The organism is Wolbachia endosymbiont of Ceratosolen solmsi, from assembly GCF_017869155.1.
Taxonomy (GTDB): Bacteria; Pseudomonadota; Alphaproteobacteria; order Rickettsiales; family Anaplasmataceae; genus Wolbachia; species Wolbachia pipientis.
This window is the reverse complement of sequence record NZ_CP054598.1, coordinates 903,624-930,413: the sequence shown is the minus strand read 5'-3', so window position 1 is coordinate 930,413 and position 26,790 is coordinate 903,624. Positions and strand designations below refer to the sequence as shown.

Sequence of the window (26,790 nt, the reverse complement as noted above, 5' to 3'; positions counted from 1 at the left end):
CTTGTCAAGTGTTTAAAACATAAAAAACGCCAATATTTTAAAGCGGATAATAACCCCAGGGCTTCTTTTGCCTTTTTTTTCATTTAGTAAATTTCTTAAATATTTATAGCTAAACGACAACCGTCATCCCGCTACGTGTTAGCGGGATCTCTTGTTAGCGGCTGAGATACCGCGAATAAATCGCGGTATGACGTAGAGCTCGCGTTAGCTACACTTTTATGCTTACCAACTCAGTATCCAATCAAAACCTGGATTTCAGTGTCAAGCACTGAAATAACACCGAAAGGGCTACTGCTGTCTTGGATGGAAACCAGTGTCAGCTACTTGAATCTGCCACGCAAATTGCCTGCAAATTGCAATGTTCGTACAGCTGTGCGTCATGCGCTGGAATGGCATCAAGGGGTAACTTTTTATTTAAACAATGATTGTAAAATGATTATAATAAGAGATCTATTGAAATTTTAAAGTTATTAAATATTGACGCTATATACTTAAGTGTTAAAATAGAATGAAAAGTTTTTAGGAGTTTATATGGCAGCAGGTGGGAAAGCAAAGACAGCTAGTAAAAATAACCCTACTCAGCGTAAGAAAGCTGAGCAAAAAATGTATAAAGATAAACCGGTAAAACCTGTTAGATATATAGATCGTGATTCGCGCATGAATTATATGTCTGCTCAATATGACAACGGCAATCTGGTTGAAGATGAGGTAAGCGGCAATCCTATAAAGTGGGAAGCTGTATAATAGTTGTGGTTAAAGTTACTATTAATTCTAAGGAATGTGAAGTAGAGCATGGGCTCACTATAATTCAAGCTTGTGAAGTCGTGGGCGTTGAAATTCCACGTTTTTGTTATCATGAGCGTTTAGCAATTGCTGGTAACTGCAGAATGTGTTTGGTTGAAGTGGAGGGTGGACCTCCAAAACCAGTAGCCTCTTGTGCAATGCCAGTTGCAGAAGGGATGGTTATTCACACTGATACCCCTAAGGTTAAAAAAGCACGTGAAGGTGTGCTTGAGTTTTTGCTAATTAACCACCCGCTTGATTGCCCAATTTGCGATCAGGGTGGTGAATGCGATTTGCAAGATATCACGATGGCTTATGGGAAAGGAACCAGCAGACTTGATGAGCATAAGAGGGCTGTGCCAAAAAAACACTTCGGACCACTGATTGAGACTGCGATGAATCGATGCATTCATTGCACTCGGTGTGTTAGATTTTTGTCTGATGTTGCAGGTACAAATGAACTTGGAGGAATCGGAAGGGGAGAAAATGTAGAGATTAGTACTTACATAAAAAGGCATATTAGTTCTGAATTATCTGGAAATATCATAGATCTCTGCCCGGTAGGAGCTTTAACTTCAAAGCCTTACTCCTTTACAGCGCGTCCATGGGAGCTATCACATTGTGAGACTATAGATGTGCTAGATGCTGTGGGTAGCGCAATTAGAGTTGGTTATCGTGGCCCGGAGGTTATGAGGATATTACCAAGGCTGAGCGAAGAGGTAAATGAAGAATGGATATCAGATAAAACCCGCTTTGCCTATGATGGACTAAAAGTTCAGCGTCTTGATCGACCTTATATAAAAAAAGATGGTAAATTAGCCCCAGTTGATTGGAATGAGGCATTAACTGTTGCTGCAAAGAAATTAAAGAATACAAAATCAAATAAAATAGCTGCAATTGCAGGTGATTTAGCAGATTGTGAGTCTATGCTTCTACTTAAAGAAATGATGCAGAAGCTCAGCTCGGGAAATATAGATTGCAGGCAGGATGGTGCAAAACTTATACCAAATAATCGTGGATCGTATGTGTTCAATACCACTATTGAAGGTATAGAGAATGCGGATTTGTGTCTGCTTATAAATACAAACCCAAGGATAGAAGCACCGATCATTAACGTAAGATTGAGAAAGAGATATTTACAGGGCAACTTTCCTGTTGCAAGTGTTGGTCCTAACATTGAATATTTGTATCATGTTGAGAAATTGGGCGATAATCCTGATATTTTGAGTGAAATAGCAAATGGAAATCATAAGTTCTGTAAGCTGCTGAGTGCTGCTCAGAGCCCTATGCTGATTATCGGTCAAGATGCATTAGTAAGAGACGATTCTGAATCAGTTCTAGTTCTAGCTGGCAAAATTGCAGAAAAATTTAACATGGTCAGAGATGACTGGAATGGCTTTAATATGCTGCATAAAGCTGCAGCAAGAGTTGGTGGGCTAGATATTGGGTTTGTTCCTAAAAAAGGCGAAAGGGATATTAATCAAATATTGGAACATGCAGAAAGTGGTGAAATAGAAGTTGTTTATCTTCTTGGTGCAGATGAAATTGACACATCAAAGTTAGAAAACACATTTGTAATTTATCAAGGTCATCACGGTGATAAGGGTGCACATGTGGCAGATGTTATCTTGCCTGGTGCTGCATATACAGAAAAATATGCAACTTATGTAAACACTGAAGGTCGAGTGCAAAGAACAAATTTAGCTGTATTTCCTCCAGGTGAAGCAAAGGAGGACTGGTTAATTATTAAAAATCTCTCGCAATATTTGGATCTCTCCTTACCATATGATAGTTTATTTGACGTGAGAAAAAAATTAGATACTATCGGTCCACAGTTTAGAAATGCTGATCAAGTGATAAAAAACACATGGGTACCAATCAGCAATGGTAAAATAAATTTAAGTAATACACCTTTTACTTTAAAGGAGTGTAATTTTTATATGACGGATTCAATAAGTCGCGCTTCAAAAATAATGGCAGATTGTACTAAAGCTTTTTATGAACACGCTAGTTAATATTTTATTTATTTTAGTACCGCTACTACTTTCAGTTGCATATTTGACATACTTTGAGCGTAAGGTCCTTGCTGCAATTCAACTGAGGCACGGCCCGAGTGTAGTTGGACCTTTTGGGCTATTGCAGCCATTTGCAGATGCTATTAAGCTACTGATTAAAGAGCCGATAATACCATTTAGAGCGAGCACCATACTGTTCATTATGGCTCCAATGCTTACCTTTATCTTGGCATTAATTGCCTGGGCAGTTATACCGTTTGGTGCTGAAGTAATTGTAGAAAATGGCCAGCAAGTAGTTATTCCTAAGGTTATAGCAAATATTAATGTTGGAGTGCTTTACGTGCTAGCTATATCGTCGCTGGGAGTATACGGCGTAATTATTGCAGGCTGGTCAAGCAATTCTAATTATGCATTTCTTGGTGCTATACGGTCGGCTGCTCAGATGATTTCATATGAAGTTTCAATAGGCTTAATAGTTGCTGCAGTCGTTATTACCACTGGAACATTAAATCTTGGAGAGATGGTGGTAGCGAAACACAATATGCCATTTTGGGTTGATTTACTACTAATGCCTATAGGAATAATATTTTTTATTTCTTTGCTTGCAGAAACTAATCGTCACCCATTTGATTTACCAGAAGCTGAAGCAGAGCTAGTCTCTGGATATAACGTTGAATATTCATCCATGCCTTTTGCCCTCTTTTTTCTTGGAGAATATGCAAATATGATTCTAGCAAGTGCTATGATGACGATATTCTTTCTAGGAGGATGGTATCCTCCGTTAGAACTTGGTTTGCTTTATAAAATTCCAGGTTTAATTTGGTTCGTTTTGAAGATAATTATACTTTTATTCGTATTTATTTGGATTAGAGCAACAATACCTCGTTATCGATATGATCAGCTAATGCGCCTTGGTTGGAAAGTATTTCTACCAATATCGGTGCTTTGGGTAATACTCATTTCAGGGGTGTTGCTCTTTACTGGGAATTTGCCTGGATCCAATGTTTAATTTCCCAAATACAAGATTAAGACGCAGGCGCTCGAGCAAATGGGTTCGCAATTTAACAAGTGAAAATAGTTTATCAGTAAACGATCTGGTTCTTCCTCTGTTTGTTCATGACAGAGAAGAAACAACTGAACCAATTTCTGGCTTACCAGATGTAAAGTGTTATTCAATAGATGGATTAGTGTCTATAGTTAAGGAAGCTAAAGATTTAGGAATTAATGCTGTTGCAATTTTTCCTGTAGTTGATAGTAAACTAAAATCTGAAAACGCTGAGGAAGCATATAATTCTGACAACTTAATCTGCAGAGCAATTTGTGCTGTAAAATTAAAGGTACCTGAAATTGGTATTATTGCAGACATTGCATTGGATCCATACACTATTCACGGCCATGACGGCATTTTAAAAGATAATCAGATGGATGTAGAAAACGATGAAACCGTGTCGATATTATGTAAGCAAGCACTTGCTTTAGCAGCATCAGGATGTGATGTAGTTGCTCCTTCTGATATGATGGATGGTAGAATAGGAAGAATCAGAAAATCATTAGATGATAACAATTTTCAAGACGTATTAATATTATCTTATGCAGTAAAATACTGCTCTAGCTTCTATGCTCCATTCAGGCAAGTCGTTGGTTCATGTGGGCTATCACATTCTATAGACAAAAGTGGTTATCAAATGGATTATAAAAATGCGCGCGAAGCAATGTGCGAAATTGAAATGGATATAAATGAAGGTGCAGATTTTATTATGATTAAACCAGGTATGCCATATTTGGATATTATCAAAACAGCAAGTGATAAGTTTAATTTTCCGATTTTTGCTTACCAAGTAAGCGGTGAGTACGCAATGATAAAAGCTGCTGCAAATAATGGCTGGCTAGATTATGACAAGGTGATTTATGAATCTTTGATTGGTTTCAAACGTGCGGGTGCAAGTGCAATATTCACTTACGCTGCACTTGATATTGCAAAAAATTTAAGTGCATAAGCCCTATAAAATTATTAAATTTTTGGCGCACGTTCTTCTACTGTTGCTGCATATTACCTAAAATCTTCCAATACATGTTTTAAGCTATTGATAAGTCTATTACAATACAGTATTATAAATAATATAAACCAAGTGTTACTTAGAACATGGGGATTTTTTTTAAATTTTTGGGGAAGATGCTAGGCAAGGTTTTTCCTGCTAAAACAGTAAGCTCTCTTTTAGGAATAGGATATTTACCAAGTTGGCAGAACTATTGGTCTTCTTTTTTAATATTATTTATTGTCGATGTTATATTAATTCTTACATATGGAGGCGAATACTTACTATATAAAATGCCAGACTCAGGAATAGTCGTAGCTGCTGTTTTTACAAAATTGGCAATAGTTATGTTAGTAATGCAATTAATTGGAATATTTATTTTTCATGCTCAAGACCCTTCAGCAAACAGTGGTGAAGAAATAGTAATACAAATAGCGTCAGGGCAAGTACTGACTGTAGCACTTTCAATGCCGGCAATGATGTCGATTTATTATGCTGTAAGTAAACTCTATGGGAATATATGTAAGCAGATGTTTCAATGCCCATTTTGGTTTAATGATTTTATGCACTTTTTCTTTTTTCTTATGATACCTTACGTATTTTTTAATGTCGTAGAAGTGATAAAACCATGGCCAATAAGTTCAATACAGCTCAGCTATAATAATGCAATGTCAATTACATTTGAGGGGATTTTTCACACATTTTATGCGGTGATTTTACTGTATTTAACAGCATTTATATTCTGCGATTTAACTATGCATGATGCAATTGTCCTAAATAAAAGCATAATTCAGTATGTGAGGGAAAGTTCAGCAGTTTTAGGTGATTATTTACATGATACTGTTAAAAAAATAGGTATTGAATAGTACTTATTTATTTATATATTTAGTATAAAAAGTGTGAAATTTGTGTGAACTTACAAAGTATAATAAAAGAGTTACAAGATTTTTGGGCTAGTGAAGGATGTGTTATACTTCACTCATACACATCTGAAGTTGGTGCTGGCACATTACATCCTGCAACAATTATGTCTGCAATTGATACAAAACCGGCAAAAATTGCATATCTACAACCAGTAATTAGGCCAGCAGATGGGCGCTATAGTGATAATCCTAATCGTTTGTATCAACATTACCAATATCAAGTTATAATAAAGCCATCTGGTAATAATTTACAAGACGTCTATTTAGATAGCTTAAAAGTTCTTGGCATATCTACAGAAAAATATGATATTAAGTTTGTTGAAGATGATTGGGAAAACCCAAGTGTTGGTGCATCAGGACTTGGATGGGAAGTTACATGCAATGGAATGGAAGTAACACAGCTTACTTATATACAGCAAGTTGGAGGGATTGACTGCAAGATGATTCCTGGTGAGGTGGCATATGGGTTGGAACGTTTAGCAATGTGCATACAAGGTGTAGATAATGTTTACGATATAATTTGGAACGATAACGGTGTAACTTACGGAAATATTTTTAAACAAAGAGAATATGAATTTTCTTATCTAGCATTAGATTATTATGATACTAAAGTGGTACAGCAGCAATTCGAAGATACGGAAAAATTGTGCAAGTTCCTTATTGAAAAGGAGCTACCAATGGCAGCTTATGACCAATGTATTAAAACTAGTCACCTACTTAATCTGCTTAATGCAAGAGGTGTGCTTGGTGTGAATGAACGTACAGCTTATATTGGTAGAGTTAGAGAGCTGACAAAAAAATGTTGTGAATTGTACATGAGTAAATAGCGTATGTCGTTGCAGTTGTTATTTGAGTGCCTTTCAGAAGAAATACCACCGAGAATGCAGAATGTAGCTGTAACTCAAGTTAAGAGCTGTATTGCCAATGTTTTTAACAAAAATAATGTAAAATTTACATCAATGGAGGTTTTTGTAACAGCACGTCGCATTACCCTATTTGTCGACAACATAAATGCTTTGGAGCTAAAGGATTCCAATAACGAAGTTAAGGGACCAAACATTAACGCACCAAAAAGTGCTATCGAAGGTTTTTTAAGAAAATATCAGAAAAATGAAGAAGATTTGCTCGTTCGAAAAGTAAATAATGAGGATTTTTACTTCATTAAAAGAGAAAGCTGCTCATTTAACATTCAAGAGTTTCTTAAAAATCAACTAGGAGAAATATTAAAAAATTTCTCTTGGCCAAAAAGTATGAGATGGGGCAAAGGAAAAGAAAGGTGGGTTAGGCCAATTAAAAACATTTTATGCATTTTAAATGACGAAATAATACCTGTGTCTTTTGCAGGGATCACAGCATCTAACACAACATATGGCCATCGATTTCTCTCAAGTGGTACAGCGTTAACTGTTAAAGCACCTAAAGACTATTTTGAATTGCTAGAAAAAAACAGTGTAATTCTCCAAATGGACAAAAGAAAGCAATTTATACTAGATCAGATTAATAAATTCACAAAAGAGCAGAATTTACAACTTGAGAAAAATGATTATTTACTAAATGAATTGACAGGGCTTATAGAGTGGCCAATCGTGCTGTTTGGTGAAGTAAATCAAGAAAAGTCATTTGGATTACCGAAGGAAGTAATACTTAGTATAGTTAATACACAACAAAAATACCTTGCTTTAAGTAATGGAAAGAGAATTTCACACTTTGTCACTGTTGTCAACGTCAACAATGGTGAAGTTGTTAAAGGGCACGAAAGAATATTAGAAGCACGTCTTGCTGATGCCCAATTTTTAATATCTCAAGATAAAAAGGAAAATCTAGATTATTATGTCAAAAAATTAGGTTCGATATTATTTCATGCTTCTCTTGGCAGCGTTGGAGAAAAGGTAAAGCGTATTACGGCTCTGTCAAAGTATATAGCTATATTTATTCCACATGCTTCGCTGATAAAAGTTGAACGCGCTGCATATTTGGCAAAAGCTGATTTGGCAACATCGATAGTAAGAGAGTTTCCAGAATTACAAGGAGTAATGGGTGGATATTATGCTTCTTATTTTCAAGAAGATAAAGAAATAGTGGAAGCTATAACTGAACACTATAAGCCAATCAGATCGGAGCAAGAATGCCCTAAATCCCCTTCAGCAATTGCTGTGTCAATTGCAGACAAAGTGGATAGCTTAGTTGGTTTAATTGCAGCAGGTGAAAAAATCTCTGGTTCGTATGATCAATTTAGTTTGCGGAGAATGACAATTGGTATAATTAGGACAATACTTGAAAATAATTTGCATGTTCCAATTAGGCTATTGATAGACAAGTCAGTATCTTTATATTCAAAACTTCTATTTAATAAAAATACAACGTCAGCTGATAAGCCAAATAGAAAACAAATTTCAGAATTAGTATTTAAATTCTGCTTAGAAAGATTCAAGGTTATTTTAAAAAATAGAGATATAAGACAAGATGTCGTAGATTCAATACTATATAAAATCGATATTAATGATCTGCTGACAGCAGAAAAGCAAACTGTTATATTGGATCGTTATCTTAGTACGCCAGAAGGTGAACAGATTCTAAGCACTTACAAAAGAGTCAGTAACATGATGAGCAAAGTAAGAAAAAGTGATGGCACTACTTATAGTGCATCTTACGGTAAGAGGTTTTTGATTGAAAGTGAAGAAATTGCGCTATCAAATTGTGCTATAACTGCTTGTAAAAACATAAAACAAGCGATAAAAAATAACCACTTTAATGTAGCACTTGATGAACTTGCTGGTTTTGCTCCGTTTATCAATCAGTTTATGGACAGTGTAAAGATTAACTGTGATTCTGATAAACTGAGGAGAAACAGATTATCTTTGCTTGAAAATGTAGTTTCCATCTTTCATTTAGTAGCAGATTTTAACCTCATACAGGTTAAGCAATGGATAAATGCTCAGGCAATATAAAGAACAAATCAAATCATCTCCACAGTCCTGTGGCGTGTATAAGATGGTTGGAGATAAGAATAAAGTTTTATATGTTGGAAAAGCAAAAAACTTAAAGTCGAGATTATCCGACTACCTTAAATTCGAAAACCTTTCTGAACGAATTAGAGTTATGCTCTTACAGGTTATTAAGGTTGAAATATTCATCACTGAGAATGAAATCGAAGCACTGCTTCTTGAAGCACAGCTAATAAAATCATTGAAACCACTTTATAATATTGTGCTCAAGGATGGAAAATTTTATCCTTATATAACAATTTCCAAGCACGATTATCCAAGAATAGCAAAATATAGAGGCAAATTTAAGAAAAATGAGTTTCATTATTATGGTCCCTTTACATCTGCCGCTGCTGTTAAGCAAACTATATTGTCATTGCAAAAAGCTTTTCTCCTAAGAGTATGTTCAGATCAATACTTTTCCTCAACAAAAAGACCATGTATTGAATATCAAATTAAGCGCTGCTCAGCACCATGCATAAACAAAATCACAAAAGACGACTACTGCCAATCAGTAAAACAGGCACGAAATACATTGCTTGGAAGAAATAAGGAAGTGAAAGAACAGTTACTTTTCACAATGAGAAAGTGCAGCAGTGAAGAAAACTATGAGCTTGCTGCTATATATAGAGATCGGGTAAAGTTTCTTGAGCAAATTCAAATACAGCACACGGATTTTTCTTTTGAAAAAGATGCAGATTTCTTCAGTATTGTACGTGAAGAGGATCTAGCATGTATTAGTGTGTTATCGTTCAGAAATAAAGACAACTACGGCAGCACTCCTTACTTTGCCGAGAACTGTGGTGATCACTCAAATGATGAAATTTTTCCACCTTTTTGGTCAATTTTTATAATTCAGCTAACATACCTCCAATACAAATTTACGTTCCAGATTCTATTGTGGATAAGGAAATTATAGAACAAGCACTATATAAGGTTGCTCAAAAGCCAGTAAAAGTTCTGCATGCAAAGAATAAAAAAGAGCGTGATTTATTGAAATTTGTTTATGATAACTCTCAGCATAGCTTAGAGCAGAAGCTTATCGATTATAGAAATAACCTAGAAAAGCTTGAGGAGCTTAGCAAAATCTTCTTGTTACCAAATATTCCAAAGCGTATTGAGGTTTATGACAATAGCCATATATTTGGAAACCAACAAATTGGTGTAATGGTTGTTGCAGGGCAGGAGGGTTTTTTAAAAAGTGAGTACAGAAAATTTACTATAAAGGAAAAATTTTCAGGCGATGACTATAAAATGATGAGGGAAGTGCTAACCAGACGTTTCTCCGGCAATATAAAAGGCATAATACCTGATTTTTACTGATTGATGGTGGACCAGGACATGTTTCCATAGTACAGAATGTACTGGAAGTATTGAATATAAACGTTCCTTTTGCTTGTATGGCAAAAGGTCCTGATCGTAACGCAGGAAATGAAAGATTTTATATGCTGGGCAGGGAAGAATTCAGTCTGGCAAATGACATCAAAGTCATGCTTTACTTACAATCGCTGCGTAATGAAGCCCACCGTTTTGCGATAACTTCACATAGAAAAAAACGCGATAAACAGTTTATAGTTTCACAATTAAGCAAAATACCCGGCATTGGCAACAAAAGAAAAAAAGCGTTGATGTCTTATTTTGGTTCAGTGAAAAATATAAGCAAAGCTTCTCTGGCTGAAATTCAAAACGTACCTGGAATTAGTAAAGGTTTAGCAGAAGTCATTCTTAAACACGTAAATTATAAGAGAGGAGTACTGGAATGACACAAAACCCGTTTTATTATTAGGGAATTTATATCTTAAAACCGCAAAAAAAGGTGTGCGTATTTGTGAAAAAAAATCTCCATGAAATTTAATGTGGTGGGACTAGTGCGATTCGAACGCACGACCTTCAGATTAGGAGTCCAACGCTCTATCCTGCTGAGCTATAGTCCCGTGTTTCCTACCATTCATGTAAAGTTATAGCAAAAAATCCTTTCTTTTCTAGATTTCTTGCATAACCAATTTATGACGACAAAAAACATTTCTGTACTTCTTGAGTATAATGCTATTATATTTAATAACATGGTTTAAGTAAGATTAATGCTAGTTAACAATATTGGTTATTTCTATAACAATCAAAACGACTTTGCTTTAAGCAATATAAACATTAAAGTAAAGAAAGGAAATGTTGCATGTTTATTGGGGCATTCTGGCTGTGGCAAGTCAACAATTTTGAAATTAATTGCGGGGATAGAAAATCCAAAATATGGAACTATTTTTATAAATGATAGGTTAGTTGCAAGTAATAAGGCATCAGTCGCTATAGAGCATAGAAATATCGGATTGATTTTTCAGCATTCTGCATTATTTCCTCACAAAACAGTAGTAGAAAATATAACCTTTGCTATCCGCAGCTCTTCCAAGAGAGAAAAGCACCTAATTGCATTGGAAATTTTGAAGTTACTCAATATAGAAAAATACGAAAATATGTACCCTAACGCCTTATCTGGAGGACAGCAACAATTAGTTGCAATAGCAAGAGTGATGGCACAAAACCCTGATGTTGTGTTGTTAGATGAACCATTTTCTAATTTAGATATACTGCTCAAGTGCCGAATAAGACAACATATATTGTCCCTTTTTAGAAGTAAAAATATCCCTGTGCTAATGGTAACTCATGACCCGCAAGAAGCATTGAAAGTTGCAGATTTTATCTACGTAATGAAAAATGGTAAAATTATTCAATCAGGAGTTTCTAGCGATATATACCATAGGCCTCAAGATGATACGCTAGCAAAGTTTTTTAGTGAGCTCTCTTCTACTCTACAGTTAAGCGAAAAGTTTCCACTTATTCGCTGCAAGAAAATAATCTAGTCTGGAATTGTTATAAAATAATTAAAAAACCTTGATTTATAATTAAATAAAGGTGATATAATCTATGTGTTACTTGACTTCAGTCAAGTTTTAATATTTAAAGGTCAATATTTTAAATGGAGGTGAAAATGAGTTTAGGACCATGGCAATTGTTTCTAGTCTTAATAATAATTTTAGTTCTGTTTGGTGCAGGCAGATTACCGCAAGTTATGGGTGATTTAGGAAAAGGCATCAAAAACCTTAAACAGGAGCTTAAGGACTCAGAAAAATTATCGTCTAACGAACCAGATCGTTAGCGTCCTCATACTTCGTGACATGCACCTTAGTGCATGTCATCTGTTTAAAAACTTAGTCAGGTTAAAGAATGAAAGAGATGAAGTATTGGTATGAAATAAATAATAAATATTGAAATACAGCAACAACTATGTTAGCTTAGGAGGAATATTTTATTAAAAGATAATTGTGCAAAAAAGTGAGAAACTAACTAAAGATAAAAAACTAGCTTCTGATATTCTAAAAGAGGTTGCAGATACCAATAACAATGATAGCAATAAAGTAACTTTGTTTGACATTAAAACAGCTTTGCATGAGCGCGGTTTTGGTATTTTAATAATCATCTTCTCCTTGCCGCTATCGGTGCCTATACCGGTTCCACCTGGTTATACAACTATTCTTTCTATACCTTTAATCTTATTCTCACTGCAGCTTCTATTTGGATTTGATTCTCCTTGGATGCCGCATTGGTTGGAAAGAAGGTCTTTTCAGCGTTCAACACTAGCTTTTGTGGTAGAGAAAACTTCTCCAGCATTAAAAAAAATAGAAAAGTTCATGAGACCAAGAATGTCTTTTATTTTCTATGGGCCCGGTGAAAAAATTTTAGCTTTTATAATGCTGCTTTGTGCGTTATCAATAGCTCTTCCACTACCTCTTACTAACTTCATTCCTGCAATTGGTACGACTCTTATTTCGCTTGGTATCATGAGTAAAGATGGGTTTCTATCCATATTGGGAGTTCTAATATCATTGTGTGGGTTATTGCTTACTCTTGTTGTAGTAGTCAAAGGGCCACAACTTATCATTGGGGCATTTTCTTTTCTCAAAAGCTTCGTATATGGTTAGGCTTTACAACACCTTAACAAAAAAAAAGGAGCTTTTTACACCTATCGATAAAGATCATGTGAAAATGTATGTTTGCGGACCAACAGTATATGACACAGCACATATAGGCAATGCACGGTCTGTTGTTGTGTATGATGTGTTATTTCAGCTACTTAAGTTTTGTTATGGCAAAGTTACCTATGTGCGTAACATAACCGACATTGATGATAAGATAATTAATGCAGCAAGTGAAAAAAATAGCAACATAGAAAGTATAACCACATATTACATTAAAGCTTTTCATGATGATATGGAAAGCATAAATTGTAAAAAACCAACATACGAACCAAAAGCAACGGAAAACGTAGATTACATTATAAAATTAATTGAACATTTGCTGCAATCAGGCCACGCTTATGAATCTGACAAACACGTGTATTTTAATATAGAATCTTACCATGAATATGGTGCTTTATCAGGAAAAAAAACTGATGAATTGGTTCCAGGTAGCAGAGTTGAAGTTAATGAAAATAAAAAGCACCCTGGAGATTTTGTGCTGTGGAAGCCTGCAAATGATATTGACTACAAACTTTCAAGTTATTGGAATAGCCCATGGGGAGAGGGCAGACCTGGATGGCATATAGAATGCTCAGCAATGTCATATGCTTACCTTGGCAAAGATTTTGATATTCATGGTGGCGGCATAGATTTACAATTTCCTCACCATGAAAATGAAATTGCACAGAGTAAGTCTGCATTTGCTGGATCAATGTTTGCAAAATACTGGATACATAACGGCTTTCTTACAGTAAATGAAGAGAAAATGAGCAAGTCCTTATTTAATATAGTCAAAGTAAGAGATTTGCTAGATAGTGGAATAAAGGGTGAAGTAATACGCTATGCACTGCTCAAAACTCACTACAGAAAACCACTTGATTGGACAGAAAACGTTATTTCTGATGCACAGGAAACCTTAAATAAATTTTATCGGTTATTACGTGGTTTAGATACAATAAGTATTGATGAAAGTAACGCAGAGATTTCTAAAGATTTTATAGACGCTTTAAAAAACGACTTAAACATTCCTGAAGCTCTAGCTATATTACATGAAATGGCTGCAAAAATTAACAAAATGAGTAATGAAAGTGAAAAGCTTAAATTAACTGAGAGTTTTGTTAAGAGCGCCAGATTTATTGGTCTTCTTGAGTCAAGTTATCAAGAGTGGTTTACTGCTGGTGTGAGTCATCAAGAAATAGAAAGATTGATAGATTTAAGAAGAGCAGCAAAACAAAATAAAGATTATAATACTGCAGACAAAATAAGGGACCAGTTGAAACAAATGGGGATTACAATTTCTGACAATGAAGATGGTACAACAACCTGGTAAACTCATATGGAAAACTACTTCCTGTTATTCACAGATAGTCTAGTATCGTCGTTAGTTTTACCCATACATCAAGGTTTTGTGTTCAATACCATGCTTTATTTCAGGTCGTATTACACTCCACTACTTATGTTATTTTTTGGAGTACTAGGATCAAGCCTTGGTGGAATAGTTAACTGGTATTTAGGTAGAATAACAATCTCTATACGAAAATCATACCGCAAACTAGAGAACGAGCATAAAACACCAAAAATCGTAAAAAATCTACTGATTTGTGCAGTTACATTACTTTCATGGGTGCCGGCACTTGGAAGTGTGATTCAAATTTTATCAGGTTATTTTAAGTTAAACCTTTATATCCTTGCCCCTTTAATCATTCTATCTAATTTCCTCTATTTGTTATATCTAATACTTACTTTTGGCGTATAACAGCTATAGTACTACAGCCATTAAAGCCCAAGTCATAGGATGGATGCACCATGAGCTAAAAGTAACTCCACAAGGTCCCTATGATTGAAATCAGTGGCATAATGTAATGCTGTTCTTCCTTCATTATTTTTAGCGTTAACATCGGCGTTGTGTTTTAGTAGTACTTTTGCTACATCAATCTTTCCATTCATAGCAGCGAGGTGTAGTGGTGTGTTGCCGTCTTTATCCTTAGCGTTAACATCAGCACCTTTTTGAATGAAGTATTCTGTTGTTCCCAACATTTCATTCAAATCATCCCCCCATAATAGACGGTTATTCTTGGCAATCAAGTGCAATGGTGTCCAGCCACGTTTGTCTTTAGCATCAACATCACTACCATCTTCAACAAGACATCTTACTACCTTCAAGTTCGCGTATAAAACTGCCCAGTGTAACGACGTTAGATCATCATTATCTTTAGCATTAACGTCAGCACCTTGCTCTATAAAATATCTTACCATATCAATCTTTCCTCTGATAGCAGCCCAATGCAATGGAGTACCGCCATATCCGTCTTTGATATCAATATCAATTCCTTTACCAATTAGGTACCTCACCGCATCCAGTTTCGCAAACCTAATAGCCTCATGTAACATAGTTTTGCCATTGCTGTACCTAGCACTAACATCAATACCTTTTTCTTTTATAAGGTATTCTGCTATATAAAAATTTTCATTCTCAACAGCCCAGTATAACGCAGTCCAGCCATAACTATCTTCAATATCAACACTAGCGCCTTTATTTACAAGATATTTTACCATGTCTAACTCTCCACTCTTAGCAGCCCAGTATAATGGCGTTTGGTAAAAACAGTCCCTAACATCAATACTAGCACCTTTATTGATCAGGTATTTTACTATGTCCAATTTCCCATTTCCAGCAGCTAAATGCAATGGAGCAATATCACACCCATCTTTAGCATTAACAATCTCACTAAGCTTATCTTGATGTTTTTTCTTTATATATGCTAATAAGTTTTTAATCGCTTTATAATCATCATTTTCAACAAGCAAATGTAAATTAGTATCTTTGTAAAAGTCATCAATCAACCTACCGTGTTTACTTGCATATCCCCAAATAGATGCAACATGAATTTTACTATCTTTCGCTAAATCACCACTGTTTATCAATTCTAGAGCCTTTCTGAGGGTTTTCTCTTCTTGTCGGTTCTCTTGTAATTTTAATCTTGTTACTTCCTGTACTAACCTATGGACATTTAATACACTTTGGTTTTGTTCACCGCCCACCATGGAATATCTCACAAGTAAACGGATGGCTAGCTTTAACTGCTTTTTCTTATAATCACTTACCGAATTTAAGAATATTTCTCTAGCGATTTTATCAGGTGCAAAATAAGCCAAAACATCTAAAATCTCTGAAGCTAATGGTCCATATTGTTCATCACTTCTTACTTTATCCATCGTAACTTCCCAAGCTGTAAAAGTTGTTTTAGTATAGTTATTATCAATTCCTTGAAATATTTTAGACTTAAGCAACTTCTTAGCTTTCTTTTCATACTCTTTTAGGTAATCACTAATTTTAAACTTCTCTATTATTCTCTGACCTTCGATATATGATATTGCTTGTTGTATAGCTAAAGGAAAGCATTGCAACCTTCTTACCAAATTTTCTATCTCCCGATCTTGCGATTTATCTTTTTTTAGTATATTAAATCCTTTTTTAACAAACTCTATAGCGTCTCTTTGTTCCAATTCTCCTAGCTTTATAACGTCTATTCCCTTTTCCAGTTCCTGATCATGCGAGGTAATCAAAATATGAGGCTTGTTAAGATCAGGAGATAAAGAAAATGGCAAAAATTTACTTATCTTTTTGTACTCTTGAACGTTATCGAAAATGAACAGGCTCCTCCTTCTTGCGAAGAAAGCATATACTTCTCTAACAATAGTTTCTATCGTTTTGTCGTTTCCATACTTATCTTTGGGAGAAATACCTAATCTATTTCTAGCTAACCTTAAGAAAGAATCTTTCATAGCTTCAAAGTTTTCAGCGCCTATCCATATAACATTGTCGTCATAATATCTTCTATGTTTACAAGCATATTTTCTAGCTAACTGGCTTTTTCCCATCCCCCCAGGACCACTAATAGACGTTATGTATGAAATTACAGCACCTTTGGGATTGCGTTGTAGCGAATCATGTAGCATTCCCAAATCCTCATCTCTTCCTGTAAATAGTCTGACTGGACCTCTTACATCAAACCAAACCGCTCCTAAAATTTCCTCTCTTATTTCTTCAAGAAGAGCTTTTGCTTTCTCATATGATAGAAACTCCTCTTCTTCTTTCTCCAGCAAAATCAGCACTTCTTCCTGGTAACGGCTGTAAAAGTGCTTTGCATCAGTATTGCTGAATTCCTTGCCCAATTCACTCTTAATAATTTCACTAAGTTCAGTTCCGCTTGGCAAATTGACTGCAAATACTAATTTATTTAAAAAGTCTTCTATTTCTTTATTGCTGACTTCTCTACCTACCTCACGCTTTACAAAATCCTTATTTTCCTGCAAATATGAGATAATACTATTATCAAATTTATATCTTACACCATCACCTACATCCAGAAACTCATCTTGTGTGTCTATTCTTATGACTGAAATTTCCTTTCCTTTATTCTTCCCACTCGGCATCATTCTCAGCTTTCTTACTGGATGCGATGTCGAATCCGCGGAATCAAAATCATCATTTGTAATAATGACAAAATCCTCTATTTCACCCTCAAACTCTCCACTACTTTTGATCTTTAAATAAGCAATGAGATATTTTATTAAGCCAAACGCACCATCCTTTCCCGGTGTTAATAAGTCACCTATGCTGATCTTTTTGTGCCTACCCTGCCTGTGCTTGACTTGTATGAATCTATGTACTATTTTCCCATCTTGTTCATACCGAAGAACAATATCATCAAAATCCTTAGCTGATTTTTTCTCTGTGAATAGGCGGAAAGAATACTCTCTATCTACTGCATGTTTAGGAAACAGCATTAGCCATCTCGCTTGATACATAATACCATGAAAGGTGCGCTTAACCGCCGAGCAGGATAATCTTACAGGCACCTCACTCTAATCTCTCACTCAAAATTGAATTCACAACATCAGGGCTGGCTTTTCCCTTGGTGAATTTCATGACTTCACCAACAAAGAAACCATATAATTTTGTTTTACCGCTTTTGTATTCTTGAACTTTATCTTGGTTGCTATTGATGATTGTGTCGATAACTTCTGATATTTGACCTCTATCGGTTATTTGCTTTAGGTCCTGCTCTTCTATGATGAGAGATGCAGGTTTGCCAGTTTCAAACATAATATCAAAAACTTGTTTACCAAGTTTAGCAGAGATTGTTCCATCAACGATAAAATCTAAGAGCTCGGACAAAGCATTTGCTTTGATTGGGGAGCTCACAATATCAATATTTGCTTTATTTAAACGACCGAAAAGCTCTACAGTTAACCAGGTGACCGCGAGCTTTGAATCATGTTTTTTTATCAATTCCTCAAAGTAATCAGCAATCGCCTTATCGGAAGTAATGACGTTTGCATCGTATTCGTTGATACCTAATTTTTCAATGTATCGCTGCTTTTTCTGCTCTGGCAACTCAGGTAAAGATGATTTAATAGAATCGATTTTATCCTGGCTTACCTCAACAGGTAATAAATCAGGCTCAGGGAAGTATCTATAGTCGCTTGCATCTTCTTTGTTTCGCATCACTTTTGTTTTTCCCAAAGCGACATCAAACAATAAGGTATCTTGACTTATTTCTTCTCCACTTTCTAAAATTTCAATTTGTCTTTGTATTTCATAGTCTATAGCTTGCACAATATAACGTATCGAGTTCAGATTTTTTATTTCACAACGAGTGCCAAATGTACTACTGCCTTTTAGGCGAACAGAAACATTTGCATCACAACGAAGTGATCCCTTTTCCATATCACCATCACACGAACCAATGTAACGCAAAATCTGCCTCAATCTTTTCATGCATTCTGCAGCTTCTGCAGATGAACGGAGATCTGGTTCTGAAACAATTTCCATTAAAGCAACCCCTGCACGATTTAAATCTACATAAGTTCTGCTTTCCTCATGAACGCTCTTTCCTGCATCTTGCTCTAAATGAATTCTCGCAATTCTTATTTCTTTTTCATTGTCGTTGATAAATACTCTACCGTTTTTAACTATTGGCTCAAAAAACTGAGTTATCTGGTAACCTTGTGGTAAATCAGGATAAAAATAATTTTTCCGATCAAAGTAAGAATACTTATTAATTTCTGCAGAAAGTGCAAGACCAGTGCGTATTGCTTGCTCTATGCAGTAATAATTTAGTATTGGCAGCGTACCTGGCATTGCCGCATCAACTAGAGAAACTTGAGTGTTATGCTCAGCACCAAATTCCGTTGATGAGCTAGAAAATAGCTTCGTATTAGAAGAAACTTGAGCGTGTACCTCAAGCCCAATTACCGCTTCCCAATCCTCTTTCGTCATGTATTTTATTTAAATGATAATCTTAATATTCTGCAAAATTAGCACAAAAAGTCAAAACAAAACTCATGTTAGCTAAGTGGTATGCAGATTGTTTTACCCATAGAAACGGGTTAAATGCAAAAGATTACTTGACAAGCTTCGCCAGCCCTCTTATCATAAAATTGAAGCTATTTATTTATCTTCTCTGTACAGATTAAATGACAAAAAACTCACGTATCTGGCGTCTCATGTTTAATTTTTTGCACTATGTGCACCTTATGTCTTTATAAAACTTCTACCTACACAAGCTGAAATATGCTTATAAAGCATTTAAAACATAAAAAAACGCCAACTTAAAAAATGGATAGTGAATAACTAGCTACCCTAGGGTTTCTTTTGCCTTTTTTCTGTTTAGTAAATTTCTTAATGTTTATAATTTAGATTAGTTGCGGTTTAAAAGCAGCTGAATCGCAGTTATTAAGTGTTTAGAATAAAAAAACGCCATACTCGAAAGTATAATGTAAGTAATTAGCCAACCACGGGGCTTCTTTTGCCTTTTTTTTCGTTTGGTAAATTTCTTAATGTTTGTAGCTAAACGATAACCGTCATCCCGCTACTTGTTAGCGGCCGAGATACCGCGAATGAATTGCGGTATGACGTAGGATTGCTGTCATTCCAGTGCCAAGCACTGGGATCCAGCCTTTATTATTTGGTTGAAATTAAGTCTTCTGGATCCCAGTGGGCTTTGTTGCATCGCTAGCTATGATGGATTAAAGATAAAAAAGGTGGAGAATATCAGTAGCTTATTATTCTGGTATTTATAACAAGAACGGTCAGTGAATACCTAAATTTGAGTAAAAGAAATTTCACTACCACTCAGTAATCCGGCTAAAATTCAAGAATTTCAATGCTTTAGCTATTTTCAATAGAATTAAATTTATTAATATAAATAACAAATTACTATTCTTAAATTTGATCAGATTGATTGCAAAAAAAAGATTTTCAATAGGTTGCTTATAATCCTAATTATAGTTAGCATTTCATAAGTAGCGATGCAACAAAGCCATCCCAGTGTCAGCTACTTGGATGACACCATTCTTTTTCCTGGATTCCAGTGTCTGGGCACTGGAATGACATCCTCCCTTGTGGAGATTGCTCTCAAATCACAATGTTCGTACAGCTATGCAAACACAAAGGTGTCATTCCAGCGCGTGACGCTGGAATCCAGTTGAGCTATTTCAACAAAAATACTGCATTTTGAGATGAACGTCTATTCTCACCAGACTTATTTACAAGTATAACAATTAAAGTCTGGATTCCAGTGTCAAGCACTGGAATGACATCATAGGGGCACTGCCCTTTTGGATGGAAACCAGTGTCAGCTACTTAGATGATACCTTTTTTCTACTTAGTTTGGGTTATGCAAGAAGTCTATTGCATTCCTGAGCAATTTGATTCATTATTCTTTTTGTAAAAAATTTTCTTAACTTTCTCTCCACTTTTTTGGTAAGGTCACTTTAAAGGAAGTCTAATAGATGCTACATAGAAATCCAGATGAGTTTCTAAAGTCTATTCCAAAAGATAAGCGCATAATGTGCCTTGACATGGGAGAAAAGCAAATAGGCATAGCATTTAGCGATAAAACACAGCTCATAGCCACAGCTCATAGCATATATCACAGAAAAAATATGAGCAAAGATTTAGGTTATCTGCATAGAATATTCAAAGAAAATGAATCTGGATCAATGGTAATAGGACTACCATTAAAAATGGACGAGCAAGAAACTAAATGGTGTAAAACTATAATCCAATTCGCAAATAAAATAATAAAAAAATATAAAGTAAATATATACTTACAAGACGAAAGCTTCTCAACATCTATCGCAACTCATACACTAAAAATTACTGGAATATCAATCACAAAATCGAAAAAAATAGATGATAAAATCTCCGCATGTATTATTTTGCAACGAACGTTAGACAAGATAAATACAATCAAATAGTTTTTCCAGATCTGGAAATCTTCAAACTGAATCCCATATAAAAGTTACTCAACAAAACAAGAACCTTTCGTATAAGCATGACAAATTGCTACAGCAAGAGCGTCAGCAGCATGGTGGCATTTTATACTCAAATTTTTAACTATTTGCTTCACCATAAATATCATCTGATCCTTATCAGCATGGCCATTTCCGGTAATGCTTTTTTTTACATAGTTTGCATCATATTCATTCATAGTTAGCTTTGTTATTTTTAACGCTAAAATTACAACCCCTCTTGCATATCCTAAAGTTAGTGAAGATTTAGGATTTTTATTAACAAAAATTTTCTCCACCGCAGCTTCATTCGGAGAGTATAGGGAAATTACTTTCTTTAATTGTTCAAAAATTGTATGTAGGCGTTCACCTGTACCCAATTTACCATCAGTTGATATGGTACCGCCGCCCAAAAATTCAATATTATTTTTTTCGTTCAGGCTGATAATGGCCCACCCAGTCTTGCTTATTCCTGGATCTAGACCTATTATTTTAACCACTTAATAAACGCTTAACCAATAGACAAACAAAAATAAAAATATCCAGACTACATCTACAAAGTGCCAATACCAGGAGGCAAACTCAAAGCACAAATGGTCCTGAAGTGTAAATTGGCCTTTCCGTGCTCTAAATAAACACACTGATAAAAATATTATTCCTATTATAACGTGTGCGCAGTGAAAACCGGTAATCATGTAAAAATTGGATGTATAAATAAGCTTTTCTCCTGTTTCTTGTAGAGAAAAACTCGCTTCATGATACTCTATTGCTTGCACTATTATAAAAAAAACTCCAAGCAATATAGTTATGGACAGCATTTTAATCATGCTCTTTTTATCATTTTTAAGTAAAGAGTGATTTGCCCAAGTAATTGTTGTACCAGAAAGCAATAATATTAATGTATTCATGAATGGTAGTGACCACGGATCAGGTGGCAAAATTCCCTCAGGGGGCCATTCAACTTTTTTTGCAGGAGAAAACGCCTCAAATAAAAAAACTGGATCAAGCCAGGCTTTAAAGAATGAACAAAAGAACACTATAAAAAATACGACCTCCGAGAGAATAAACAAGTACATTGCAAATTTGAGTCCATGTTTTACAATGGCAGTGTGACATTTGTCATAAATGGCCTCCCTTATTACATCTCTCCACCAATAAAACAGCACCCCTGATACTGCGGAGATTCCCAAAACTAAACAAAACATTCCGACAATTTGTTTATGAAGCGCGCCAACTAATCCAAGTGCAAGAATAAGAATTGCTGCTGATACAGCAATTGGCCAAGGGCTTGGATCCACTAAATGAAAATCATGTTCTTTACTTTTCATAGCATTTTAAAAAATACTTATTAAGGATACAAATTAGCTTAAAATTGTCAATGTTCCTTAGGAAATTGATTGAATCTTGAAAAATTATATGCACCGTTCAAAAAATCTAACACAAATTGTGCAGTTATTCTAAACAACTCAAGCATTCTGCTCTTTTCGTTTTCTCTTGCTCTGCTGCAATATCCATCAACAATATTTTCCAAAATAATGCATCCAGACTTTACTGAATCACTGTAACAAAAATTAAACCAATCCCTATATCTATTATTTTTCTTGAATCTATTTTTCATGCTATCAACGACAGTCTCGTATATAAACATGCAAGAATACAAAACCGTCATAGCCTCATAGGTATTACTATGCGAGATGGATAAAAGAAAATTAGTGAAATTAAAACACTCAAAAGATTTCTTTTCGCGACTTATACCGTACATAGTAAAGTAGTAGTCATATAACATTCTATTAACAGTCACTACTCTTTGGGCTACTTCAGCAAGCGAGATAATACTACTATAATCTTCCATTTTGGATGCAGTAATTAAGGTGGTACGAATATAATCACCTAAGAACAACGTCTTTTGTTGAGCATAGAATTTGAAGTTCTCTATATTTAGGGTGTTATTCGCTAACTCAACATTAAAAGGATGCTCAATTATATCCTTTAAAAGATTTGACCCGTAACAGCTCCTAATTATGCCACTGAACACTGTAGTTATCGATAAAAGATCAAGTTAACGTAAATAATCCGCTGCTAATATTCTTTGCTAGATATATTAGAGTAATATGCCTCATCCAAAAACATTATTTCTAATTCCAGCCCTTTCTTAAAAAACTCATACATCCTCTTTTTTTCACAGTCACTAGCTTTTTTATATAGCTTATTTGTAATATCAGTAACCTCATCAATTACAGCATTTACTGTTTCGCTACTATAAATGTTGATCCACTCTTTGTATTTGTTATTTTTAACCCCTTTAGTTGTTATCTCATTTACCATATGGCGTATAACGATTTGGTATATGTTAAAGCAAGAATAAGATGCTACTAAAGCTTCATTAACAGAATTGTGATATGCGGCACTCATGAAAAAGTCAGTAAAGGCAGAACAAGCTCTTGACTTTTTGTGATCATCAGATAGATCACAATCTTCAAAATATTTTTTATACTGTTCTCGAACATAAAATGCTCCTTGTGCCAAATTGATTAAACTACTCATCATTTCAATATCATCAACTCTAGCTGCAACAATTAAAAAAGCACGAGCGCAATCTATACAATACAGAAAATCCTGCTGAAGGTAGAATTTGAATTTTTCATAATCTAATGTATTATTTATCAATTCAACATTAAAAGGGTGTTCTTTTATTTTATCAATAAGATCAGAAAACTCTTTTACAATTACGTTGTACAGTTCTCCTTCTATTTCGTTATACACTTTATAAGCCTCACAATAAAAATTGAATATAAAAATTATTACTAATATGGTATAATTATTATGAAAAAGCGTGCTATGCTTTAACAATAAGCTAGTATATAAATATGAGGCTGTAAATCAAAAATTTTAGCAATCTAAAGAAATTTTACTATTACCTTCTATATTGAATTCTCTACAAAGATCAGCAGATAAGTCCATGTTTTCCCAAGAAAATCCACCGTCCCTTTCCGACTGTTTACCAAAATGTCCATAACAGGCTGTACGTTTATATATAGGGCAATTAAGCGATAAATGCTTGATTATGCCTTTTGTTGATAAATCTATATTATTCTCGATAAACTTTTTAATTACTCTTTCCTCTACCTTATTCGCACCAAATGTATCAATATAGAATGAAGTAGGTTTTGATACACCAATTGCATAAGAAAGCTGCACAAGACAACGTTCAGCCAAACCTGCAAAGACAATATTTTTAGCAAGGTATCTTGCCATATAAGCTGCAGATCTATCAACTTTAGTTGCATCTTTTCCGGAAAATGCCCCTCCACCGTGTGGAATATAACCCCCATAAGTATCAACCATAATTTTTCGTCCGGTTAATCCACAATCACCAACTGGCCCACCAATAACAAATCTACCAGTTGGATTGACTAAGAGATTTTCCTCAGGACACATCCATCCTTCAGGTAAAGATGAAACTATGTAAGGGTAAATTATTTCTTTTACTTTTGATTGATCCAAATTCTCAGGGTGCTGTATCGAGACAATAATACTTTCAGCACGTACCGGGAGGTTATTCTCATATGCCAAAGTGATTTGTGACTTTGCATCTGGACCAAGTTTTGCTTCTTTAACTGCGCTCATGATATTTTTCAGAATCGAGTGTGCATAAAAAATGGGTGCCGGCATAAGGTTTTCTGTCTCTGTTGTTGCATAGCCATACATTATGCCCTGATCTCCAGCACCTTGATCCACCCCTATTGCAATGTCATTTGATTGCTCATGCAGCAATATATTTACTTTCACTTTTCTCCAGTGGAACCCATCGTGCTTGTAACCAATATCTTTTATTGTATTCCGTACAATACTTTCAATCCTGCTATTTTTGATGTTAGGCCCAAACACTTCCCCAGCTATAATAACGTTATCTTTGGTGACTAAAGTCTCTATTGCAGCTCGCGCAAAAGGATCAGTAAAAAGGTACTCATCAAGTATTGCATCTGAAATTTGATCTGCTACTTTATCTGGATGACCAGCCGCCACTGATTCACTGGTTACTAAATTTTTATATAAACTCATGTTTTTGCTTATACAATATCAAAACCGCTATAGAAAACACAGTTAGTAACTACTAAATGGTGGGTCTGGGAAGAGTTGAACCTCCGACCTCACGCTTATCAGGCGTGCGCTCTAACCACCTGAGCTACAGACCCATGATTTATTCAAGCTGAAGCTTTCATATTATCTGTAGGCACGATATCAATAAAAGTCTTTTTATTTGCTGACCTTCTAAAGCTGACCCAGCCTTCTATTTTAGCAAAAATCGTATGATCTTTACCTATACCAACATTCTTCCCAGGATGGAATTTTGTGCCTCTTTGGCGCACAATTATGTTACCAGGAATAACCTTCCCATTCTTCTTTATTCCTAACCTACGACCCGCTGAATCTCTACCATTACAGGAACTACCACCTGATTTTTTAGTTGCCATATCTTACCTCTTACTTTTGAAGACTAATTTCATTTATACGAAGAACAGTTATATACTGCCTATGACCAGTTTTCCTACGGTAATTTTTTCTTCTTTTCTTCTTAAAGATTATAATTTTTTCCCCCCTGCACTGCTGCAACACTTCAGCTTTAACAGTAGCATTAGATGAATAAGATAAGCCATTATTTGAAATACAAATCACCTTATTGATTTCCACCTCTTTTTTTTCTTCAGCTTCTAACTTCTCTACCTTTATTATACTACCTTCTTTTACTAAATATTGCTTTCCACCAGTCTCAATTACTGCAAACATGATAAATATAAATTATTGTTATTAACTTTAATCGTAAACGATGTCATATACGCTGTCAATATAAATAAAAAGCATGACTTAACGTTCTTTTTAAGCTATCTAAACACTTCTATCTTTCTTCACCCTTTATCTACTTTTTCTCAGACAGTAGACTTCTTGCATAACCTAAGCAGAAAAAAGGCAAATAGTTATTATAGCTCTAAGTTTACCGACACCGTCATTCAAGTAGCCCCTTCTCCTGTCATCCGAGTAGCTGACACTGGTTTACCTTATGATGATGTCATGAAAGTAGCTGACACTGGAATCCAGCCTTTTCATCCAAGACGGCAGCGCCTCCTTCTTCTGTCATCCCAGTGCCCAGACACTGGGATCCAGGAAAGTTTGCTTGTGAGCAAGCAAACTAGCATAGAAAGTGGTTACAACATTTTCGATGAGATTATATGGAAAACTGGATCCCAGTGTCAAGCACTGGAATGACATCATAGGGGCTCGGGTGACAAAAAAAGGAGCACTGGAATGACACCTTCCTGCCCAATTCATGTTGCTATAAATATTAAGAAATTTACCAAATGAAAAAAAGGCAAAAGAAGCCCCGTGGTTATTATCCGCTTTAAAATATTGGCGTTTTTTATGTTTTAAACGCTTGACAAGCAAGATTTAGCTGCTTTTAATTGCAACTAACTTACGCTGCAAATGTTTAAGAAATTTACTAAGCAGAAAAAAAGACAAAGAATCCCCGAGTTAGCTAGTCTTTTACTATCTCTGTCGAGTATTGGCATTTTTTGATGTCTTGTAACGCTTTATAAGCGCGTTCAGCTTATTTAGATAAAAATCTAGATGTAGATGAAGTTTTGTAAAGACATACAGTATCTATATACTGCAAAAAATTGAACATAAGACGCCGATACATTAAGTAATCCTTACCTTTTAATCTGCAGATTGGCGAAAGC

At 35.1% G+C, this 26,790-nt stretch carries 24 protein-coding genes, 2 tRNA genes and 1 pseudogene; 16 read left to right on the top strand and 11 right to left on the bottom strand.

The window, feature by feature from the left end:
• The first annotated feature begins 531 nt into the window (after positions 1-531).
• The 8 genes and pseudogenes from HUB95_RS04565 to uvrC all read left to right on the top strand — a co-directional run bounded on the left by HUB95_RS04565 (position 532) and on the right by uvrC (position 10,504).
• Positions 532-744, top strand: a complete 213-nt coding sequence (locus HUB95_RS04565; protein ID WP_006279675.1) for a hypothetical protein — start codon at positions 532-534, stop codon at positions 742-744.
• Between the two features lie 5 nt (positions 745-749).
• Positions 750-2,798 (top strand): NADH-quinone oxidoreductase subunit NuoG, encoded by a 2,049-nt coding sequence (nuoG, locus tag HUB95_RS04560; protein WP_209452355.1) that lies wholly within the window; start codon positions 750-752, stop codon positions 2,796-2,798.
• On the top strand, positions 2,782-3,807 hold the full coding sequence (gene nuoH, locus HUB95_RS04555) for an NADH-quinone oxidoreductase subunit NuoH (RefSeq protein WP_015588803.1): 1,026 nt from the start codon (positions 2,782-2,784) through the stop codon (positions 3,805-3,807). The genes nuoG and nuoH overlap by 17 nt, the downstream gene beginning before the upstream one ends.
• A complete protein-coding gene (gene hemB / locus HUB95_RS04550) occupies positions 3,800-4,795 on the top strand; it encodes a porphobilinogen synthase (RefSeq protein ID WP_015588802.1) in 996 nt (331 codons plus the stop codon). The genes nuoH and hemB overlap by 8 nt, the downstream gene beginning before the upstream one ends.
• Before the next feature lie 146 nt (positions 4,796-4,941).
• Positions 4,942-5,700, top strand: coding sequence for a phosphatidylglycerophosphatase (locus HUB95_RS04545; RefSeq protein ID WP_138265045.1), 759 nt, complete (start codon positions 4,942-4,944; stop codon positions 5,698-5,700).
• 44 nt (positions 5,701-5,744) lie between these two features.
• Positions 5,745-6,584: a glycine--tRNA ligase subunit alpha gene (locus tag HUB95_RS04540; RefSeq protein WP_209452354.1), complete on the top strand. Its 840-nt coding sequence runs from the start codon at positions 5,745-5,747 to the stop codon at positions 6,582-6,584.
• Positions 6,585-6,587: 3 nt separating this feature from the next.
• The gene (gene glyS, locus HUB95_RS04535; RefSeq protein ID WP_015588799.1) at positions 6,588-8,705 is read left to right on the top strand and encodes a glycine--tRNA ligase subunit beta; all 2,118 of its coding nucleotides are present in this window, start codon (positions 6,588-6,590) and stop codon (positions 8,703-8,705) included.
• Positions 8,689-10,504, top strand: a pseudogene (gene uvrC / locus HUB95_RS06435) (excinuclease ABC subunit UvrC). The gene glyS and the pseudogene uvrC overlap by 17 nt, the downstream one beginning before the upstream one ends.
• Positions 10,505-10,598: 94 nt before the next feature.
• Here the strand turns inward: uvrC and HUB95_RS04525 are convergent.
• Positions 10,599-10,675 (bottom strand) — tRNA-Arg (locus HUB95_RS04525).
• 147 nt (positions 10,676-10,822) lie between these two features.
• Between HUB95_RS04525 and HUB95_RS04520 the strand changes: the two genes are divergently transcribed.
• The 5 genes from HUB95_RS04520 to HUB95_RS04500 all read left to right on the top strand — a co-directional run bounded on the left by HUB95_RS04520 (position 10,823) and on the right by HUB95_RS04500 (position 14,507).
• The gene (locus tag HUB95_RS04520; protein ID WP_209452353.1) at positions 10,823-11,596 is read left to right on the top strand and encodes an ABC transporter ATP-binding protein; all 774 of its coding nucleotides are present in this window, start codon (positions 10,823-10,825) and stop codon (positions 11,594-11,596) included.
• Positions 11,597-11,724: 128 nt separating this feature from the next.
• The gene (tatA, locus tag HUB95_RS04515; RefSeq protein WP_006013840.1) at positions 11,725-11,892 is read left to right on the top strand and encodes a twin-arginine translocase TatA; all 168 of its coding nucleotides are present in this window, start codon (positions 11,725-11,727) and stop codon (positions 11,890-11,892) included.
• A 166-nt stretch (positions 11,893-12,058) separates the two neighbouring features.
• Complete coding sequence (locus HUB95_RS04510; RefSeq protein WP_209452352.1) at positions 12,059-12,715, top strand: exopolysaccharide biosynthesis protein; 657 nt, start codon at positions 12,059-12,061, stop codon at positions 12,713-12,715.
• A complete protein-coding gene (gene cysS, locus HUB95_RS04505) occupies positions 12,708-14,081 on the top strand; it encodes a cysteine--tRNA ligase (protein WP_174516857.1) in 1,374 nt (457 codons plus the stop codon). The genes HUB95_RS04510 and cysS overlap by 8 nt, the downstream gene beginning before the upstream one ends.
• A gap of 6 nt (positions 14,082-14,087) precedes the next feature.
• Positions 14,088-14,507 (top strand): YqaA family protein, encoded by a 420-nt coding sequence (locus HUB95_RS04500; protein WP_015588794.1) that lies wholly within the window; start codon positions 14,088-14,090, stop codon positions 14,505-14,507.
• Positions 14,508-14,539: 32 nt separating this feature from the next.
• On the opposite strand, the gene HUB95_RS04495 is transcribed toward HUB95_RS04500, so the two are convergent.
• Together HUB95_RS04495 and gatB are read right to left on the bottom strand one after the other, a co-directional pair.
• Positions 14,540-17,563 carry an ankyrin repeat domain-containing protein gene (locus tag HUB95_RS04495; RefSeq protein ID WP_209452351.1) on the bottom strand — a complete coding sequence of 1,008 codons (3,024 nt, stop codon included), beginning with the start codon at positions 17,561-17,563 and terminating at the stop codon, positions 14,540-14,542.
• A 52-nt stretch (positions 17,564-17,615) separates the two neighbouring features.
• Entirely contained in the window at positions 17,616-19,037 is a 1,422-nt protein-coding gene (gene gatB, locus HUB95_RS04490) for an Asp-tRNA(Asn)/Glu-tRNA(Gln) amidotransferase subunit GatB (RefSeq protein ID WP_015588792.1), read from the bottom strand.
• A 1,031-nt stretch (positions 19,038-20,068) separates the two neighbouring features.
• Between gatB and HUB95_RS04485 the strand changes: the two genes are divergently transcribed.
• Complete coding sequence (locus HUB95_RS04485) at positions 20,069-20,248, top strand: hypothetical protein (RefSeq protein ID WP_144054585.1); 180 nt, start codon at positions 20,069-20,071, stop codon at positions 20,246-20,248.
• 303 nt (positions 20,249-20,551) lie between these two features.
• Positions 20,552-21,019, top strand: a complete 468-nt coding sequence (gene ruvX / locus HUB95_RS04480) for a Holliday junction resolvase RuvX (RefSeq protein ID WP_010082183.1) — start codon at positions 20,552-20,554, stop codon at positions 21,017-21,019.
• Between the two features lie 44 nt (positions 21,020-21,063).
• On the opposite strand, the gene ruvC is transcribed toward ruvX, so the two are convergent.
• The 8 genes from ruvC to rplU form a co-directional block, all read right to left on the bottom strand.
• Positions 21,064-21,552, bottom strand: coding sequence for a crossover junction endodeoxyribonuclease RuvC (gene ruvC, locus HUB95_RS04475; protein ID WP_015588791.1), 489 nt, complete (start codon positions 21,550-21,552; stop codon positions 21,064-21,066).
• Positions 21,553-22,380 (bottom strand): cytochrome c oxidase subunit 3, encoded by an 828-nt coding sequence (locus tag HUB95_RS04470; RefSeq protein WP_006279354.1) that lies wholly within the window; start codon positions 22,378-22,380, stop codon positions 21,553-21,555.
• A 47-nt stretch (positions 22,381-22,427) separates the two neighbouring features.
• Positions 22,428-23,087: a TenA family protein gene (locus HUB95_RS04465; RefSeq protein ID WP_209452350.1), complete on the bottom strand. Its 660-nt coding sequence runs from the start codon at positions 23,085-23,087 to the stop codon at positions 22,428-22,430.
• 44 nt (positions 23,088-23,131) lie between these two features.
• Positions 23,132-23,815 carry a TenA family protein gene (locus HUB95_RS04460; RefSeq protein WP_209452349.1) on the bottom strand — a complete coding sequence of 228 codons (684 nt, stop codon included), beginning with the start codon at positions 23,813-23,815 and terminating at the stop codon, positions 23,132-23,134.
• Between the two features lie 126 nt (positions 23,816-23,941).
• Positions 23,942-25,114 (bottom strand): methionine adenosyltransferase, encoded by a 1,173-nt coding sequence (gene metK / locus HUB95_RS04455; RefSeq protein WP_174516991.1) that lies wholly within the window; start codon positions 25,112-25,114, stop codon positions 23,942-23,944.
• 57 nt (positions 25,115-25,171) lie between these two features.
• Positions 25,172-25,248, bottom strand: a tRNA-Ile gene (locus tag HUB95_RS04450).
• Positions 25,249-25,257: 9 nt separating this feature from the next.
• Positions 25,258-25,527 carry a 50S ribosomal protein L27 gene (rpmA, locus tag HUB95_RS04445; protein WP_006279564.1) on the bottom strand — a complete coding sequence of 90 codons (270 nt, stop codon included), beginning with the start codon at positions 25,525-25,527 and terminating at the stop codon, positions 25,258-25,260.
• Between the two features lie 10 nt (positions 25,528-25,537).
• A complete protein-coding gene (gene rplU, locus HUB95_RS04440) occupies positions 25,538-25,840 on the bottom strand; it encodes a 50S ribosomal protein L21 (RefSeq protein WP_015588788.1) in 303 nt (100 codons plus the stop codon).
• 156 nt (positions 25,841-25,996) lie between these two features.
• Here rplU and HUB95_RS06240 point away from each other — a divergent pair, with 156 nt between their 5' ends.
• On the top strand, positions 25,997-26,317 hold the full coding sequence (locus HUB95_RS06240; RefSeq protein ID WP_242049588.1) for a toluene-4-monooxygenase system B family protein: 321 nt from the start codon (positions 25,997-25,999) through the stop codon (positions 26,315-26,317).
• Positions 26,318-26,790: the final 473 nt, after the last annotated feature.

Bases quoted from the DNA above. Each gene is read 5' to 3' on its own strand.
- glyS (WP_015588799.1), top strand. From the start codon at position 6,588: ATGTCGTTGCAGTTGTTATTTGAGTGCCTTTCAGAAGAAATACCACCG.
- rplU (WP_015588788.1), bottom strand. From the start codon at position 25,840: ATGTTTGCAGTAATTGAGACTGGTGGAAAGCAATATTTAGTAAAAGAA.
- rpmA (WP_006279564.1), bottom strand. From the start codon at position 25,527: ATGGCAACTAAAAAATCAGGTGGTAGTTCCTGTAATGGTAGAGATTCA.
- HUB95_RS04545 (WP_138265045.1), top strand. From the start codon at position 4,942: ATGGGGATTTTTTTTAAATTTTTGGGGAAGATGCTAGGCAAGGTTTTT.
- HUB95_RS04500 (WP_015588794.1), top strand. From the start codon at position 14,088: ATGGAAAACTACTTCCTGTTATTCACAGATAGTCTAGTATCGTCGTTA.
- nuoH (WP_015588803.1), top strand. From the start codon at position 2,782: ATGAACACGCTAGTTAATATTTTATTTATTTTAGTACCGCTACTACTT.
- HUB95_RS04470 (WP_006279354.1), bottom strand. From the start codon at position 22,380: ATGAAAAGTAAAGAACATGATTTTCATTTAGTGGATCCAAGCCCTTGG.
- HUB95_RS04520 (WP_209452353.1), top strand. From the start codon at position 10,823: ATGCTAGTTAACAATATTGGTTATTTCTATAACAATCAAAACGACTTT.
- cysS (WP_174516857.1), top strand. From the start codon at position 12,708: ATGGTTAGGCTTTACAACACCTTAACAAAAAAAAAGGAGCTTTTTACA.
- HUB95_RS04565 (WP_006279675.1), top strand. From the start codon at position 532: ATGGCAGCAGGTGGGAAAGCAAAGACAGCTAGTAAAAATAACCCTACT.
- HUB95_RS04485 (WP_144054585.1), top strand. From the start codon at position 20,069: ATGCAACAAAGCCATCCCAGTGTCAGCTACTTGGATGACACCATTCTT.
- HUB95_RS04495 (WP_209452351.1), bottom strand. From the start codon at position 17,563: ATGTATCAAGCGAGATGGCTAATGCTGTTTCCTAAACATGCAGTAGAT.
- ruvX (WP_010082183.1), top strand. From the start codon at position 20,552: ATGCTACATAGAAATCCAGATGAGTTTCTAAAGTCTATTCCAAAAGAT.
- hemB (WP_015588802.1), top strand. From the start codon at position 3,800: ATGTTTAATTTCCCAAATACAAGATTAAGACGCAGGCGCTCGAGCAAA.
- tatA (WP_006013840.1), top strand. From the start codon at position 11,725: ATGAGTTTAGGACCATGGCAATTGTTTCTAGTCTTAATAATAATTTTA.
- gatB (WP_015588792.1), bottom strand. From the start codon at position 19,037: ATGACGAAAGAGGATTGGGAAGCGGTAATTGGGCTTGAGGTACACGCT.
- metK (WP_174516991.1), bottom strand. From the start codon at position 25,114: ATGAGTTTATATAAAAATTTAGTAACCAGTGAATCAGTGGCGGCTGGT.